Source organism: Kitasatospora sp. NPDC004723, assembly GCF_040609255.1.
Lineage (GTDB): Bacteria > Actinomycetota > Actinomycetes > Streptomycetales > Streptomycetaceae > Kitasatospora.
The window spans coordinates 116,238-131,322 of sequence record NZ_JBEXJT010000010.1 but is presented as its reverse complement, the minus strand read 5'-3'; the positions used below and the strand labels follow the sequence as shown (position 1 = coordinate 131,322).

General features: G+C 72.7%; 13 protein-coding genes. 6 read left to right on the top strand and 7 right to left on the bottom strand.

All coding sequences use genetic code 11. The features are described 5' to 3' along the window. Positions 1–77: 77 nt before the first annotated feature. Entirely contained in the window at positions 78–1,370 is a 1,293-nt protein-coding gene (locus ABZW10_RS14095) for an extracellular solute-binding protein (protein ID WP_355363906.1), read from the bottom strand. Positions 1,371–1,706: 336 nt separating this feature from the next. Here ABZW10_RS14095 and ABZW10_RS14090 point away from each other — a divergent pair, with 336 nt between their 5' ends. From ABZW10_RS14090 to ABZW10_RS14075, 4 genes are all read left to right on the top strand, one after another. Continuing rightward, positions 1,707–2,498, top strand: a complete 792-nt coding sequence (locus ABZW10_RS14090; RefSeq protein WP_355363903.1) for a GntR family transcriptional regulator — start codon at positions 1,707–1,709, stop codon at positions 2,496–2,498. Positions 2,499–2,790: 292 nt separating this feature from the next. Beyond that, positions 2,791–3,084, top strand: a complete 294-nt coding sequence (locus tag ABZW10_RS14085; protein WP_355363900.1) for a DUF3311 domain-containing protein — start codon at positions 2,791–2,793, stop codon at positions 3,082–3,084. Beyond that, positions 3,081–4,694 carry a monocarboxylate uptake permease MctP gene (mctP, locus tag ABZW10_RS14080; RefSeq protein ID WP_355363897.1) on the top strand — a complete coding sequence of 538 codons (1,614 nt, stop codon included), beginning with the start codon at positions 3,081–3,083 and terminating at the stop codon, positions 4,692–4,694. Before ABZW10_RS14085 ends, mctP begins: the two co-directional genes overlap by 4 nt. Positions 4,695–4,861: 167 nt before the next feature. Further along, positions 4,862–5,674, top strand: coding sequence for a histidine phosphatase family protein (locus ABZW10_RS14075; RefSeq protein WP_355363894.1), 813 nt, complete (start codon positions 4,862–4,864; stop codon positions 5,672–5,674). Positions 5,675–5,734: 60 nt separating this feature from the next. Here ABZW10_RS14075 and ABZW10_RS14070 read toward each other — a convergent pair whose 3' ends face one another. Beyond that, the gene (locus ABZW10_RS14070; protein WP_355363891.1) at positions 5,735–6,706 is read right to left on the bottom strand and encodes a helix-turn-helix domain-containing protein; all 972 of its coding nucleotides are present in this window, start codon (positions 6,704–6,706) and stop codon (positions 5,735–5,737) included. Between the two features lie 93 nt (positions 6,707–6,799). Between ABZW10_RS14070 and ABZW10_RS14065 the strand changes: the two genes are divergently transcribed. Together ABZW10_RS14065 and ABZW10_RS14060 are read left to right on the top strand one after the other, a co-directional pair. Beyond that, positions 6,800–7,192, top strand: a complete 393-nt coding sequence (locus ABZW10_RS14065) for a hypothetical protein (protein WP_355363888.1) — start codon at positions 6,800–6,802, stop codon at positions 7,190–7,192. Next, positions 7,135–7,629: a GNAT family N-acetyltransferase gene (locus tag ABZW10_RS14060; RefSeq protein WP_355363885.1), complete on the top strand. Its 495-nt coding sequence runs from the start codon at positions 7,135–7,137 to the stop codon at positions 7,627–7,629. Before ABZW10_RS14065 ends, ABZW10_RS14060 begins: the two co-directional genes overlap by 58 nt. 4 nt (positions 7,630–7,633) lie before the next feature. Here ABZW10_RS14060 and ABZW10_RS14055 read toward each other — a convergent pair whose 3' ends face one another. From ABZW10_RS14055 to ABZW10_RS14035, 5 genes are all read right to left on the bottom strand, one after another. Further along, the gene (locus ABZW10_RS14055) at positions 7,634–9,298 is read right to left on the bottom strand and encodes a glycosyltransferase family 39 protein (RefSeq protein ID WP_355363882.1); all 1,665 of its coding nucleotides are present in this window, start codon (positions 9,296–9,298) and stop codon (positions 7,634–7,636) included. Between the two features lie 2 nt (positions 9,299–9,300). After that, a complete protein-coding gene (locus tag ABZW10_RS14050; protein ID WP_355363879.1) occupies positions 9,301–11,130 on the bottom strand; it encodes a glycosyltransferase family 39 protein in 1,830 nt (609 codons plus the stop codon). After that, positions 11,130–12,245 carry a glycosyl hydrolase gene (locus ABZW10_RS14045; RefSeq protein WP_355363876.1) on the bottom strand — a complete coding sequence of 372 codons (1,116 nt, stop codon included), beginning with the start codon at positions 12,243–12,245 and terminating at the stop codon, positions 11,130–11,132. Before ABZW10_RS14045 ends, ABZW10_RS14050 begins: the two co-directional genes overlap by 1 nt. Then, a complete protein-coding gene (locus ABZW10_RS14040) occupies positions 12,242–13,759 on the bottom strand; it encodes a cellulose synthase catalytic subunit (protein WP_355364041.1) in 1,518 nt (505 codons plus the stop codon). The genes ABZW10_RS14045 and ABZW10_RS14040 overlap by 4 nt, the downstream gene beginning before the upstream one ends. A 223-nt stretch (positions 13,760–13,982) precedes the next feature. Then, positions 13,983–14,831 (bottom strand): hypothetical protein, encoded by an 849-nt coding sequence (locus ABZW10_RS14035; protein WP_355363873.1) that lies wholly within the window; start codon positions 14,829–14,831, stop codon positions 13,983–13,985. Positions 14,832–15,085 lie beyond the last annotated feature (254 nt).

Sequence of the window (15,085 nt, the reverse complement as noted above, 5' to 3'; positions counted from 1 at the left end):
TCATAACCCGACCACGACGGACAGGCGCCGCCCACCGGCCCCCCGCCGGGAGCCGGTGAGCGACGCCGCTCGATTGCTTACTGCTTCTGGTTGAGCCGCTTCGCGATCTCGTCGTCGTACTTCTTCGCGGTGGCCGCGTAGTCGCCGCCCTGCAGGGCCGCGGTCAGGAACTCCTTGATCGGGTTCGGCTTGTCCTCGACGCTGGCCCAGTTCGGGGTGTTCGGGGTGATGGCACCCTGCTTCGAGGCCGGCACCGCCGCCTTCGCGAAGTCACCGGCGACCTGGCCGCTCAGCGACTCCTTGTTCGGGATGTTGCCGGCGGCCGCGACCAGACCCTCGTTCTTGTCGTTGAGGGCGACCTTCAGGAAGTCCTTGGCCATGTCGGTGTTCTTGCTGTTCTGGGCGATGGCCAGGTTCGAGCCACCGAGGAACACACCGGACGCCTTGTCAGCGGTCTTGCCCGGGAGCGGGAAGAAGCCGATCTTGCTGGCCGACAGCTCCTCCTCCTTCGGCAGCTCCCAGCCGAGGCCGATCATGGTGCCGACGTTGCCCTTGGCGAAGACGTCCTTCTGCTGCGGGGTCGCCTCGTCCTTGTCCTTCGGGGCCTTCGAGTAGCTCTGCAGCTTCTGGTAGGTCTCGAAGGCCTTCTTCGCCTCGGGCGAGGACAGGCCGCCGACCCACTTGTCGCCTTCCTTCTTCGCGATCTTGCCACCCTCGCTGGTGAGCAGACCGAAGTAGACGTACCACTCCTGGCCCGGCATGTAGATCGCGTCGTCGACGCCGGCGGTGCCCTTGAGCTTCTCCAGGTTGCCGTAGAACTCCTCGAGGGTCTTCGGCGCGTCCTTCAGGCCGGCCGCGGCCCACAGGTCCTTGTTGTAGGCGACCACGCGGTTGGAGACCCACCACGGGGCGGCGTACTGCTTGCCGTCGAGGACGGCGGCCTCGTTCTGGTTGGCGGCCCAGTCGCTGCCCCCCAGGTACGCCTTGTCCTTGGTGATGTCGAGCAGGCCGCCCGAGGCCGCGTAGCCCGCGGTCTGGGTGTTACCGACCTCGACCACGTCGACCGAGCCCTCGGAGAGCGCGGCGGTGATCTTCTGGCCGATGCCGTCCCACACCTGCTCCTGGAAGTCGAGCTTCGACCCGGGGTAGGTCGACTCGAACTCGGCCTTGACGGAGTCGGTCCAGCCCTTGGGGGCCGAGCCGGTCATGAGCCAGACCTTGAGCGTCTTGCCGTTGTAGTCCTTCTTGCCCGAGGAGGCCGCGGTCGAGCTGCCCGAGTCGCCGCCCTCCTTCTTGGCGTCCGAGCCACAGGCCGCGAGACCAACAACCATGGCCGCGACGCCGACCGCCGCGATGAGCTGACGCTTCACGCCATCCTCCTGAGGGATGCCTGGTTACCCCCGTCGGGTGGCAGCGGCATACCCACACGAAGTGGGAGGAATGGTGCCGCGGACTCCAGCGAACGGGTGGGGGGATTCATAGTGACTGGCCTAGTGGTGTAGACCAGATGCCTGGAGCTTGGCCTAGACCAATGGGCCTGTCAACGGCTGTTCGACCGATCCGGACCACCCGTTATCAAGCCGACACCGCACATCGTTCATCGCGTGATGAGGTATTCGTTCCGTAGCCATACATGCAACGATGTGAGCCGTTAATGATGCGGCGGGGCTTCGCGAGAGCTCTGCGAGAAGCGGGAGACAGGTCCGATGAGCAGCGACGGGGGCAGCACGGCCCAGGTCAACGACCCCCTGGTGAAGAATCCCGCCCCTCAGAGCGGCGCGGACCCGACCGCCCGGGTACCGAAGTACTACGGCCTCAAGCGCCACCTGCTGCAGCTCACCGAGACCCAGCCCGCCGGCACCCCGGTTCCTCCCGAACGGGCACTGGCCGCGCAGTTCGACACCTCCCGCACCACCGTCCGGCAGGCCCTGCAGGAGCTGGTCGTCGAGGGCCGGCTGGAGCGCATCCAGGGCAAGGGCACCTTCGTCGCCAAGCCCAAGGTCGCCCAGGCCCTGCAGCTCACCTCCTACACCGAGGACATGCGCGCCCAGGGCCTGGAGCCCACCTCCCGGCTGATCGAGATCGGCTACATCTCCGCCGACGAGCGGCTGGCCCCGCTGCTGGACATCAAGCCCGGCGGCCGGGTGCTGCGGATCGAGCGCCTGCGGCTGGCCAACGGCGACCCGATGGCCATCGAGGTGGCCCACCTGTCCGCCAAGCGCTTCCCCGCCCTGCGCCGCAACCTGGCCAAGCACAACTCGCTCTACACCGCCCTGCGCGAGGTCTACGGGGTGACCGTGGCCGAGGCCGAGGAGACCATCGAGACCACCCTCGCCGACCCCCGCGAGGCCGGCCTGCTCGGCTCCGACCTCGGCCTGCCGATGCTCCAGCTCTCCCGGCACTCCTTCGACCCGGAGGGCGACCCGGTCGAGTGGGTGCGCTCCATCTACCGCGGCGACCGCTACAAGTTCATCACCCGCCTCAAGCGGCCGGAGTAGTCCGGCCCGGCGCCCGCGCACGTCCGGGCCCCGGCGCGCACCCCCTGCGCGCCGGGGCCCGTCGCATCTCCCCGGCGCGCGGGAAGCCCGGATGGCGGGAAGTTGTCGTGAATCCGGTGACACGGATCACGTGATGCTCTAGATTCCGCATCCGTACTGACTGCCGATCACCAGTGGTGCTGCTCGGCGGACCAACGGGGGCGTGCGGCTTCCCGGGGGTTGCGGCGCCGGCGAGGTGAACCCTCCGAAGCGGAGCCGAACCATGTCGTCAGACCTCACCGACCGATCTGTCATGCCCGAGCCAGAGGAGCCGGACGAGCCCGGGGGGCCCGACCTCCCGGCGGTCACCCCCGAGCGGGTGCTGGCCGGCCTCGCCCTGCTGGTACCGGTCGTCGCGCTGCTCTGGGTGGGCTCGTACGACAAGCCCGACCCCGAAGTGGGCGGCGTCCCCTTCTTCTACTGGTACCAGCTGCTCTGGGTGCCGGTCTCGGCCGTCTTCACGGTCGCCGCCTACCTGCTGGTCAACCGGGACGAGAAGGCCCGCCGGGCCGCCCGGACGGCGCGCAAGGCGGGTGGCGCCCGATGAACGGGGTCAACGCGCCCGCGCTGGCGGTGTTCGTCCTCTTCTTCCTGCTGGTCACCGTGATGGGCTTCCTCGCCTCCCGGTGGCGGCGCGCCGACAACGCGCTGCACCTCGACGAGTGGGGCCTCGGCGGGCGCAGCTTCGGGACCTGGATCACCTGGTTCCTGCTCGGCGGCGACCTCTACACCGCGTACACCTTCGTCGCCGTGCCCGCCGCCGTCTACGCGACCGGCGCCGCGGGCTTCTTCGCCGTCCCCTACACGATCATCGCCTACCCGCTGGTCTTCCTCTTCCTCCCCCGGCTCTGGTCGGTCTCCCGGGTGCACGGCTACGTCACCCCCGCGGACTTCGTGCGCGGGCGCTACGGCTCCCGGCCGCTGTCCCTGATGGTCGCGCTGACCGGCATCCTCGCCACCATGCCGTACATCGCGCTCCAGCTGGTCGGCATCCAGGCGGTGCTGGACGTGCTGGGCGTCGGCGGCGGCGAGAGCGCCAACTGGTTCGTCAAGGACCTGCCGCTGTTCATCGCCTTCGGCGTGCTCGCCGCGTACACCTACTCCTCGGGGCTGCGGGCGCCGGCGCTGATCGCCTTCGTCAAGGACGCCCTGGTCTACCTGGTGATCATCGTCGCGGTGATCTACATCCCGATCCGGCTCGGCGGCTACGGCCACATCTTCGACACGGTCGGCGAGAAGTTCGCCGCCCCCAGGTCGGGCGGCTCGCTCACCGTGCCGGAGAACAAGCAGTGGACGTACGCGACGCTCGCGCTCGGCTCGGCGATGGCGCTGTTCATGTACCCGCACTCGGTGACCGGCGTGCTGGCGAGCAAGTCCCGCAACACGGTGCGCCGGAACATGGCGATCATGCCCGCGTACTCGCTGATGCTGGGGCTGCTGGCGCTGCTCGGCTACATGGCCGTCGCGGCCGGGGTCGGCAAGGGCGACAAGGACTTCAACACCCAGCTCTCGGTGCCGCAGCTGTTCGAGAACATGTTCCCCGACTGGTTCACCGGCGTCGCCTTCGCGGCGATCGGCATCGGCGCGCTCGTCCCGGCGGCGATCATGTCCATCGCGGCGGCGAACCTGTTCACCCGCAACGTCTACAAGGAGTACCTGAGGCCCTCCGCCACCCCGGCCGACGAGACCCGGATCGCCAAGCTGGTCTCGCTGCTGGTGAAGGTCGGCGCGCTGGTCTTCGTGCTCGGCATGGACAAGCAGGCGGCGATCAACCTCCAGCTGCTCGGCGGCCTGTGGATCCTGCAGACCTTCGTCTCGATCGTCGGCGGCCTGTTCACCCGCTGGTTCCACCACTGGGCGCTGCTCGCCGGCTGGGCGGCCGGCATGGTCTACGGCACCTGGAAGGCCTACGGGATCGCCACCCCCAAGACCAGGCACTTCGGCGGGAACGCCGCCGAGATCCCCGGCATCGGCGAGATCGGCTACATCGGGCTCACCGCCTTCGTCCTCAACCTGCTGGTCTCGGTGGCGCTCACCCTGGTGCTGCGCGCCGCCAAGGCGCCGGACGGGCCGGACGAGACCCGGCCGGGCGACTACAGCGCCGAGGGCGGCGAGAAGGAGCCCCTGGACGCGCCGGAGCCCGTGGCGGCGCACTGATACGCCCCGCGCGCCCTGTGGTCGCGCCGTCTCCTCCGCCAACACTGGAGGGGGCGGCGCGATCATATGTATGAACAGCCGGATGCATGGGGCACCACACTCAGGGCACCAACCAGACCGGACCGGCAACCGGCCGGCAACTGATCGACCCACGGGGAGCGGCGGCAATGGCAGAACTCGGCACCACCCTCAACGGCCAGCACCACACCGACGGACGGCACCGGCCCGTCCCGCACCGGACCGCGGGCGCCGCCGCGGCCACCGCGGTCACCGGGCTGCCCCCCGTCCCCTCCGTCCTGATCGCCACCCGCCACGGGGAGTCCACCGCCAACGTCGAGTTCCAGCTCGCCGAGGCGGTCGGCGCGCTCAGCGTGCCGATCAGCAGCCGGGACGCGGACATCCCGCTCTCCCTGCACGGCCAGCAGCAGGCCCACGCGCTCGGCCGCTGGTGGGCCGCCCTGCCCAGCGCCGACCGGCCGCGCAGCGTCTGGTGCTCGCCCTACGTGCGCACCGCCGAGACCGCCCGGATCGCCCTCGCCCAGGCCGCCGGCCTCGGCGCCGTCCCGGTCTCGCTCGCCGTGCGCTACGACGAGCGGCTGCGCGACCGCGAGCTCGGCGTCCTGGAGATGCTGCCCAAGGCCGCCATCGAGACCGACCACCCCGGGGAGGCGGCCCGGCGGCGGAAGATGGGCGAGCTGTACTACCGCCCGCCCGGCGGCGAGTCCTGGGCCGACGTGGCGCTGCGGGTGCGCAGCGTGCTGCGCGACATCTGCGCGGAGGAGGCCGGGCGGCCGGTGCTGCTGGTCGCGCACGACTGCACGGTGCTCATGCTCCGGTACGTGCTGGACCGGCTCACCGAGGAGCAGCTGACCGCGCTGGAGCCGGTGCGCAACTGCTCCGCGAGCGTCTGGCGGGCCGAGGGCGGCCGGCTGCGCCCGGACCGCTGGAACCAGACCGGGCACCTGGAGGACGCGGGCTGAGCCCCCCCGGGGGGCCGCTCGGACCCGCGCGCTCGGACCCGTGCCGCTAGACCCGCGCCGCTAGCCCCGGACGGCGACCTCGGCCGCGGGCTCGGCGAAGCAGCGGCGGTACGCCAGCGGGGTGGTGCCCAGCCGGCGGCCGAAGTGGTGGCGCAGGGTGGCCGCGTTGCCGAAGCCGCAGCGGGCGGCGATGGCGTCCACCGGCTCGGTGGTCGACTCCAGCAGCCGCTGGGCGAGCAGCAGCCGCTGCCCGATCAGCCAGCGGTGCGGGGTGGTGCCGGTCTCCTGGTGGAAGCGCCGGGCGAAGGTGCGCGGCGACATGTGGACCCGGGCGGCCAGCTGCTCGACGGTCGACTCCTCGTCCAGGTGGTGGCGCATCCAGTCGAGCAGCGGGGCGAGCGATTCGCCGCCGCCCTCCGGCAGCGGCCGGTGCACGAACTGGGCCTGCCCGCCCTCCCGGTGCGGCGCCACCACCATCCGGCGGGCGATCGCCCGGGCCACCTCGGCGCCCTGCACCTTGCGCACCAGGTGCAGGCAGGCGTCGATGCCGGCCGCGGTACCGGCGGAGGTGATCACCGGGTCGTCGTCCACGTAGAGGACGTCCGGCTCGACGGTGGTCCTCGGATGGCGGGCGGCCAACTCGGCGGTGTACCGCCAGTGCGTGGTGGCCCGGCGGCCGTCCAGCAGGCCGGCGGCGCCGAGCACGAAGGCGCCGCTGCAGATGGACAGCACCCGGGCGCCGCGCTCGACGGTCGCCCGCAGCGCGTCCAGCAGCGGGGCCGGGTACTCGCCGCTCATCGAGGAGGCGGTGACCACCACCAGGTCGGCGGTGGCGAGCCGTTCGGGCCCGTGCGGGACGTCGACGGCGAAGCCGGCGTGGGTGCGGTGCGGGCCCGGGCGGGCGCCGGCGAGCGCGAAGTCGTAGGCGGGCAGGCCGTCCTCGCTCCGGTCCAGCCCGAACACCTCGCAGGCGACCCCGAGTTCGAAGGGGTGGACGTCCTCCATGACGACGGCCACGACGTTCTTCAGCATGCCGCCAGGGTAACCCGCCCGCTGGCAGTTTTTCGATGCAATAAGGCATTCCTGCCACTCGCCGCCCTCGGCCGCCTCCAGGAGGGTGGAGCCATGGATTCCGACACGCTCGCCAGCGCACTCGCCCTGCTCGGGGCCGTCGGCGGGTTCGGCCTGCTCGGCGCCCTGATCGGACGCGAGGTGGCCCGGCAGAGGGCCACCGGACGCGACAACTGGCACCGTCCGGGCGGCTACCCCGACGACCCCGCCCTGCTGGACCGGCTCTACGGCACCCTGCCCGCCGCCTCGCTCCGCCCGTCCGCCGACCCCGCCGCCGTCCCCGCCGCGGCCGTCCCCATCGCGGCCGTCTCCGCCACCGTTCCCGCCCCCGAAGCGGAGGCCCGCACCCCGCTCAGCACCGTTCCCCGGGATTCCGGCACACTGGCCGGATGGACATCGTCATCCGCCCGGCCCGCGCCGAGGAGTTCGAGGAAGCCGGCCGCATAACCGCCCAGGCCTTCGTCGACGACGGCTTCACCTCGCCCGAGGGCCAGTACGTGCACCGGCTGCGCGACGCGGCCACCCGGGCCGCCGAGGCCGAACTCCTCGTCGCGGTGGACGCGGCCGACGGGACCCTCCTCGGCACCGTCACCTTCGCGGTCGGCGGCACCACGTGGGCGGACATCGCCACCCCCGAGGAGGGCGAGATCCGGATGCTCGCCACCGCCCCGGCCGCCCGCGGGCGGGGCGCCGGCGAGTCCCTGGTGCGCGCCGCGCTCACCCGCAGCCGCGAGCTCGGCCTGGCCGGCATGGCGTTCTCCACCCAGCGGGAGATGACCACGGCGCACCGGATCTACGAGCGGGTCGGCTTCCGCCGCGACCCGGAGCGCGACTGGTCGCCGATCCCGGGCGTCGACCTGATGGTCTACAGCATGGTCTTCTGACCGGTCACCCGGTCTTGCGCTCCAGCAGCACCACCCGCAGGTGCGGCAGGTTCTCGGTGCGGACCTGGCGGAACCCGTTCAGCTCCTTGGCCACCTTGTCCGAGACGGCGCCGAACGGCCGCCGGTCGGCGCCGGACACCAGCAGCCAGATCCGCCGGGTGCCGGCCAGGCAGCGGGCCGGCTCCTCGCACTCCAGCGCGCCGAAGCTGCCCGCCTCCTCCGCGGACACCCGCAGCAGGACGTCCGCGGGCGCCGGGCGGCCCCGCAGCTCGTAGGCCATCGACCGGCGCAGCGAGCTGCCCGGCTCGTACACCACGCCGTCGCCCGGCCGCAGCTGTCCGCCGATCAGCCGGGCGGCGGCCCTGGCGTCCGCCTCGCCGGCCAGGTCGTGCCGCACGGTGGCCTGGGCGGGCCAGGCGAGCACGGCGGTCAGCGCGACGGCGGCCACCACCGGGGCCGGACCGGCCACCCAGCGCGGCGGCGTGCCGGAGGCGGCGAACCGGGCGACCAGGCCGGGCAGCCGCCCGACCGCCTCGGCGCCCAGCAGGGCCCAGGCGGGCACCGTGAAGAGCAGGTAGCGGGCCAGGAACAGGTGCAGCCAGTGCGTGGTCCCCAGGGTCAGCAGCACCGGCAGCAGCGCCCAGCAGATCAGCGGACCGGCCGCCCGCTGGCGCAGCACCAGCAGGCTCGCCGCGCCCAGCACGCCCACCACCAGCAGGGTCCAGCCGAGCGCGGTGGACCCGGCCAGGTCCGTGACCAGCGCGCCGAGGTCGGACCAGTCCCGCTCGTTCCAGGCGATCTGCCCGCTCTGCCCGGCGCCGAGCAGCAGCAGCGGGCTCAGCAGCAGTACCGCCCCCGCCGAGGCCAGCGCCCAGCGGCCGAGCAGCACCCAGCGGGCGCCGTCCTCCTCCGGCGCGGCCGGTGTGCGGCGGAACTCCCGGGCCACCAGCAGCAGGTGGGCGGGCAGCACCATCAGCGTCACCAGGTGGGTCAGCCCCATCGCGACCACGGTGAGCCCGTAGCCCGCCCAGCCGAGCAGGGCGGTGCGCGGCGCGGCCGGCAGCGGCCCCGGACGGGCCTGGACCAGCCGGGTGAGCACCAGGGTGCTGCCGACGGCCGCCAGCACCGCGAAGGCGTACGGCCGGGCGTCCTGGCCGTACCAGGTGACCGCGGGGCAGAGCGCGAACACCAGGCCGCCGAGCAGTCCGGCCCGCGGGGAGAGCAGGCGCCGGCCGAGCAGCGCCAGGCAGCCGGCGGCGGCGGTCATGGCGAGCGCCGAGGGCAGCCGCAGCGCGGCCTCGGAGTCGCCCGCCACCGCGGTCCACAGGTGGAGCAGCACGTAGTAGGGCGCCAGCACCAGGTCCATGTTCCCGAGCAGCGCGCCGAGGTCGGACCAGGACAGGCCGGCCGCCCACCAGGAGGCGTGCTCGTCGCGCCAGAGCTGGCGGTCCCCGCTGCCGTAGAGGCAGAGCGCCAGCGCGAGCAGCGCCGGCGGCAGGGCGACGCCGAGCGCGGCCCGCCACTGCGGGACCCGCTCGTCGGCGTCCGGCGGCGGCACCGCCGGGGCGGGCGGTGCGGCCGGCGCGGGCGGGAACGGGGGCTTCGGCGGGTGGCTCGGCGCCGGCGGCTGGTTCGCCGCCGCGGCCGTCGCCCTGATCGGGGTGGTCATCGCTACTGTTTGACCCAGATCCGGTAGTACCCGGTTCCACCGACGTGTGTGAAGGGAATGCGCCCGAGCAGCCGGTAGTGCGGGCTCTGCCCGATCGCCTCCGCCACCACCCGGTCGGTGTCCGGGGTGGCGACGCCGTCGAGCACCACCAGGTCGAACCAGCCGTCCGCGATGGCGGTCCGGTAGCCGTCGTCGCCGGTGTGCAGCGCGCCCGCCCGGTCGACGTACCCGATGCCGTAGGTGGAGGTCCACTGGCTCTGCAGCGTCAGGTCGCGGGTGTAGTAGACCGGGACGTTGTCGGCCGAGGCCAGGTAGCGGCCGGTGCTGGTCACGTGCTGGCGGACCACCTCGGTCATCCGGGTGGAGTCGGGCCAGGTGTCGAACCGCCAGGTCGACTGGGTGAGTCCGAGCGCCAGCGTCACCACCCAGAGCAGGATGCCCAGTTGCGGGTGGCGGAAGTGCGGGCCGACCAGCCGGGCCAGGCCGATGCCGGCCATCGGGGCGGCGAACAGCAGGCCGAAGCCGAGGTGCTTGTACAGCGCCACCGAGGTGTTGAGGTGCATCTGGTAGGCGGGGGCGAGCAGCGCGGTGCCGGTGAGCAGCAGGCCGAGCAGGATCCGGCGGCGGCGGCCGGGCCCGGTCATGGTGCGCACCAGCGGCGACTCGTTCATCCGCCCGCGCAGCGCGTACGCGACCGCGCCGCCGACCGCGGTGACGAACATCAGGCCGCCGAACTCCACGCACTGGCGAGCCAGTTCGGTCCACGGCTCGGTGCCGTGGGCGCGCTGGGTGGTGGTCGCCCGAACACCCTTGAGGACGTCGGTGAAGGTCATCCCCAGCCAGAGCAGGCCGCCCGCACCGCCCGCGAGCAGCAGTCCGCGCAGCAGCGGCTGGCGGTTGCGGTCCCGCCGCCCGGTCAGCACCGCCAGCAGCACCAGGCTGGGCAGGTAGAGCGCCGAGGCGTACTTCAGCCCGACCGCCAGCACCGCGAACGGGGCGGCGAGCAGGACGGCCGCCGCGGGCGCCCGGTCGGTGCGCACCACCAGCCAGATCGCCAGGGCGAGCAGCAGCACCGCCGGGGCGTCGTAGGTGGCGAAGAAGCCGAGCACCACGGTGGACTGGGTCACCGCGAACATCGCCGCGGCGCCGAGCGCCACCCGCTCGTTGAACAGGCGCCGGGTGAAGCCGTAGAGCACGGCGGTCGAGCCCAGCATGCAGGCCAGGCTGAACAGCCGCACGCCGAGCATGCCGAAGTGGTTCTCCAGCACCGCGGCCGCGATCGGGTACAGGGTCGGCGCGCCGGAGAAGTAGGTGTTGTAGTCCTTCGGGACGGGGGTGCCGTAGAGCCAGTGCGAGAGCTGCGCGTGGCCGGCGTACATGTAGAGCGCCTCGTCCTGGAACGCGGTGTTCGACAGCCGGACGGACATCGCGGTCTGGATCAGCAGGATGCCCAGCAGCAGCGCGCGGCTGATCCACGAGCGGCGGCGGCCCGGGTCGAGCGTCCAGCTGGCCTCGGGGACCGGCGGCAGGGTGTAGCCGGGGCCCTCGGGGCGCTCGCCCTCGGACGGGTCCTCCTCGGCGAGGGCGTCGGCGTCGGGCCGGTCGTCCTCGGCCGGATCGTCCTCCGGCGGGTCCTCGTCGATCGGGTCGCCCTCGGCCGGGCCGTCCCCGGCCGGGTCCTCGGTGAACCGCCCGCCCTCCTCGGGCCGTTCCCCGTGGTGCGGGACCGGCGGCGACGGCCGGCGGCTCTCGAACCACGAACCGCCGGTGTCGGGTACCCGGACCGGCGCGTCCTCGGCGATGCGGTTGCGGGGTGTGGGGATGGACGTCATCAGGGGCTCTTCACATCGAAGCTGTAGCGGCCGTCGGACACCGCCTGCTTGAAGGCGTTCTGGGACTGCGGGTCGCCCTCGATCCGCCAGTCGACCTCCTTGTTGAGGTTGAACCAGATGAAGCCCAGGCAGTCGGGACGCTTGATCACGTTCGCGGCGAGGTTGTAGATGTCGGACACCTTGCGGGTGCCCGGCTCGGAGCCCGTCTCGGCGATGATCCACGGCTTGTTGGTGAAGGTGCGGATCTGGGTGAGGGTGGGCGTGTAGAGGGTGTCGAAGGTGCCGGCCTCGAGGTGGGTGTAGTAGGCGACGATGCCCACCCAGTCCACGTAGGTGTCACCGGGGTAGTACGGCTTGAGCGCCACCGTCGGCACCGGGTTGATGCTGTTCGGGCTCCAGACCCAGATCACCTGGCCGACGCCGAGCTGGGTGAAGACGTCGTGCAGGTGCTGGTAGGCGGCGACGAAGTCGGCCGCCGTGGTGGTCTTGGTGCCCCAGTCGTACCAGGTGCCGTTGAACTCGTGGGCGAAGCTGATCGCGACCGGCACATTGGTGTTGCGCACGGCCGCCGCGTAGCGCTTGACGTAGTCGTCGTGCTTGCCGGCCGCGATGTCGGCCAGCGGCGTCTTGTAGGGCTCCCAGGCGATGAACGGCAGCGCGCCGCCCTGCCAGGCGTTGGTGACGCCGTTGACGTCGTACTCGTCGCCCCAGCCCGAGTAGTACTCGACGATGTTGGGCCGCTTGCCGATCCGGCCGGCGAACTCGTCGACGCCGGCCATCGACTGCGGGGCGCCGTCGACGGCCACGCCCAGGTACTTGTTCGCCGGCTTGAGCAGCGGGCGGACGTCGTAGGGCAGCTTGGCGTCGGCGGTGGCGGTCCTGGTCGGCGTGGCCGGGGCGGTGCCGGCCGTGCTGCCCGCGGACGGGCTGCCGGCGGCCGTGCTCCCCGCGGAGGGCGCGGCGGCGGCGCCGGCCGCCGCCGCGGGGCCCAGCGGCTTCTCGGCGAGCAGGTCGCAGGCGGCCAGCGGCAGCACCAGCAGGGCCGCCGCGAGGGCGCGGAACAGTGCGGCACTCGCCCGGCGGCCGGCGCCGGCGGTGCTGGTGGGGAGGCTCATGCCACGGCGTCCTGGGATCGGGGCTGGATGAGGATGCGGCCGACCGTCACCGCGTAGAACAGTCCCGAGGAGAGCACCAGGGCGAAGTCCAGCGGGTACAGCGTGAACATCCGGTAGACCGCCGCGACCACCCAGATCAGCGCGGTGCCCCCGCCCCAGACCACGATGCCGGCCCAGAACCGCCGCTGCCGGTTCCTGGCCTTGCCGGAGCCGGTCGGCTGCCAGCCGCGCTGGCGCCCGCGGATCAGGTCCCAGACCGCGAAGAAGTGCGCCCAGCCGTACATCATCCGGCCCGCCCAGGCCTCCAGCCGGTACGGCGCCCGGTGCCAGAGCGGGAAGATCAGGGTCGCGTACACCAGGCTCGGGATGACCAGGACCAGGTGCTGGACCTGCAGCAGGTCCGGCCGCCAGAGCAGCAGCATGATCGGCAGCATCGGCAGCGCGAAGGTCAGCAGCGCGGTGTGGATGTAGTAGAGGAACCCGGAGACGTAGCAGAGCCGGGTGGTGAAGTCGAGCCTGGTCTGCCAGAACTTGCGGCTGGTCATCAGCGACATCGAGCCCATGCACCAGCGGTACTGCTGGTTCTGGAACGCCGCGGCGTTGTCCGGGCAGACGCCGGTGGACAGGGCCACCGGGATGTACTGCAGGTCCCAGCCGAGGGCCCGCAGGTCGAAGCCGGTGTGCACGTCCTCGGAGTGGGCGATCAGCGTGGTGCCGCCGTTCTCCACCAGCGCGGCCCGCCGGTAGACGGCGCAGCTGCCGACGCAGATCGCGCCGTCGTTGCGCTGCCGGGCGACCTGGACCGAGCGGTAGAACAGCTCCTGGATGGCGCCGGCCCCGCGCTCGATCCAGTTCTGCGAGTCCAGCACCCGGAAGAACTGCGGCGACTGGACGATGCCCAGCTTCGGGTCCCGCCGCAGGTACGGCAGCACCTCGTGCAGGAGGTCGTGCCGGGGCGCGAAGTCGGCGTCCAGGATGAGGATGAACTCGCCGTCCGAGCGGCCGAACCCGTAGTGCAGGTTGCCGGCCTTCTTGAACCAGCCGCGGTTCTCCCGCACCCCGTACCGGAACCCGAAGTCGGCGGCCATCGCCTCGACCTCCGGGCTCGCCGCGTCGTCCAGCACGTACGGCATGACCAGGCCCGGGTAGTGCTCGGCCAGCTTGCGCACGTACGTCCAGGTGTTGTGCAGCACCTCGATCGGCTCGCCGCAGACCGGCAGGAAGACGTCCACCGTCGGGTACTCGGCGGGGTCCCACTGCCGCACCAGCCGGCGGTGCTCCCTGATGTCGAAGTTGGGCGTGAAGCTGTTCACGCGCAGCGACACCACGTAGTAGACGACCGTGAAGAGCAGGAACGGCACACAGAGCCAGAACCACGACCCCAACAGGTACAGCTCGGCCTGACTGAGCACCAGGCAGCCGAAGCTCACCATCGAACAGAGGGTCAGCACCCACTGGTGGCGGATGGTGTAGCTGTACTTCTCCTGCGAAGTGGGCGGCGCCGGCAGCAGCATGTCCGGAACGGGCTCGCCCGTTCCGCGCCTGCGGCCCGCCGCTCTGCGCCGTCTGGTGGTCGCATTGGCGGCAGCGCTCACCGCGCGGTACCTCCTGCTCGCTGATTCCCCGTCCGGGCGGCCACGGGGGGCCACATCCCTCCCCCGAGGGCGGTCATCCTATCCGACCGCCTCGGCCGTCCCCCGACCGACCACCCCTGGGCCGCCGCCCCCTGACCGACGGTCAGCCCGCGCGCGAACCCCGGGCCAGCAGCACGTCCTTCGTACGCCCCGCCAGCGAGACGGCGGCGGCCGCCGCGAGCTGGTCGCTCTGGTCCTCGCCCTGCTTCAGCGAGCCGGCCACCGTGAAGTAGCCGAAGCGGCCGATCGCCGCGTGCGTCTCGGCGCAGCCCGACTTGTCGGTCACGCAGAACATCGCGACCCCGGTGCCGGACAGGCCCTGGATCAGGCCCGCGTGCCGGCCGAGCGCCCGGTCCGCGCCCGCCTTGTTGTCGAAGACCGCGACGCCGACCGTGACGGCGCTCTCGCCGTTCACGTACGTCGCGCGGACCAGCGAGCGGCAGGTGTCGTCGCCGAGCGCGAGGCCGAGCCCGCCGGTGGTCGCCTTGGAGCAGGGGGCGGTCGCGCCGGTCACCTGGCGGGTCCACACCTTGCCGTCGACGGTCCGGGTCTGGTCCGGGAACAGCGTCGCGGCGTCGACCGGCAGCCTGTCGGTGGCGGCGTCGGAGATCACCGCCAGCGCCTGCTCGGTGGGGGTGGCCGTGGCGGACGGGCTGCCGGCCGTGGTGGACGCGCTCACGATCGGCTTGGGGTCGACGCCCTTGTCGCGGCCGTTGATCCACACCGCGGCCCCGACGACCCCGCCGACCAGGACGGCGGCCGCCACCACGGCGCCGATCCACCGCCGCTTGCGGCGGCGGGACTCGGAGGCGTGCCGGTCCGCCATCGCGTTCCAGTCCGGCTCGGTCGCGGACGGCGCGGGCGCGGGCGGCTGGGCCCCCTGCTGGGGCCACTGCGGGGCGAACGGGGTCGGCCCACCGGCCACCGGCTGCGGCTGCGGCGGCTGCGACACGGGCGGCGGCCCTGGCTGGGGCGCGGGCACCGGCCCCGGCTGCGGGTACGGCACCGTGCCGGACGGCAGGTGCGGCACCGCCGGCGGAGGAGCCTGCGGCGGCACCCCTCCCGGCTGCGCGTACGGCGTCGGGGGCGGCCCGAAACCACCGGGCGGCGCCACCGGCGGCTGCCCATGCTGCGGCACCTGCCCCGGCGCACCAGGCTGCTGACCCTGCTCCGGCGGCACGGCCCTACCGGCCCAGTCCCCCGGAG

Bases quoted from the DNA above. Each gene is read 5' to 3' on its own strand.
- ABZW10_RS14045 (WP_355363876.1), bottom strand. From the start codon at position 12,245: ATGAGCCTCCCCACCAGCACCGCCGGCGCCGGCCGCCGGGCGAGTGCC.
- ABZW10_RS14055 (WP_355363882.1), bottom strand. From the start codon at position 9,298: ATGACCACCCCGATCAGGGCGACGGCCGCGGCGGCGAACCAGCCGCCG.
- ABZW10_RS14060 (WP_355363885.1), top strand. From the start codon at position 7,135: ATGGACATCGTCATCCGCCCGGCCCGCGCCGAGGAGTTCGAGGAAGCC.
- ABZW10_RS14070 (WP_355363891.1), bottom strand. From the start codon at position 6,706: ATGCTGAAGAACGTCGTGGCCGTCGTCATGGAGGACGTCCACCCCTTC.
- ABZW10_RS14075 (WP_355363894.1), top strand. From the start codon at position 4,862: ATGGCAGAACTCGGCACCACCCTCAACGGCCAGCACCACACCGACGGA.
- ABZW10_RS14065 (WP_355363888.1), top strand. From the start codon at position 6,800: ATGGATTCCGACACGCTCGCCAGCGCACTCGCCCTGCTCGGGGCCGTC.
- ABZW10_RS14050 (WP_355363879.1), bottom strand. From the start codon at position 11,130: ATGACGTCCATCCCCACACCCCGCAACCGCATCGCCGAGGACGCGCCG.
- mctP (WP_355363897.1), top strand. From the start codon at position 3,081: ATGAACGGGGTCAACGCGCCCGCGCTGGCGGTGTTCGTCCTCTTCTTC.
- ABZW10_RS14040 (WP_355364041.1), bottom strand. From the start codon at position 13,759: ATGCTGCTGCCGGCGCCGCCCACTTCGCAGGAGAAGTACAGCTACACC.
- ABZW10_RS14090 (WP_355363903.1), top strand. From the start codon at position 1,707: ATGAGCAGCGACGGGGGCAGCACGGCCCAGGTCAACGACCCCCTGGTG.
- ABZW10_RS14085 (WP_355363900.1), top strand. From the start codon at position 2,791: ATGCCCGAGCCAGAGGAGCCGGACGAGCCCGGGGGGCCCGACCTCCCG.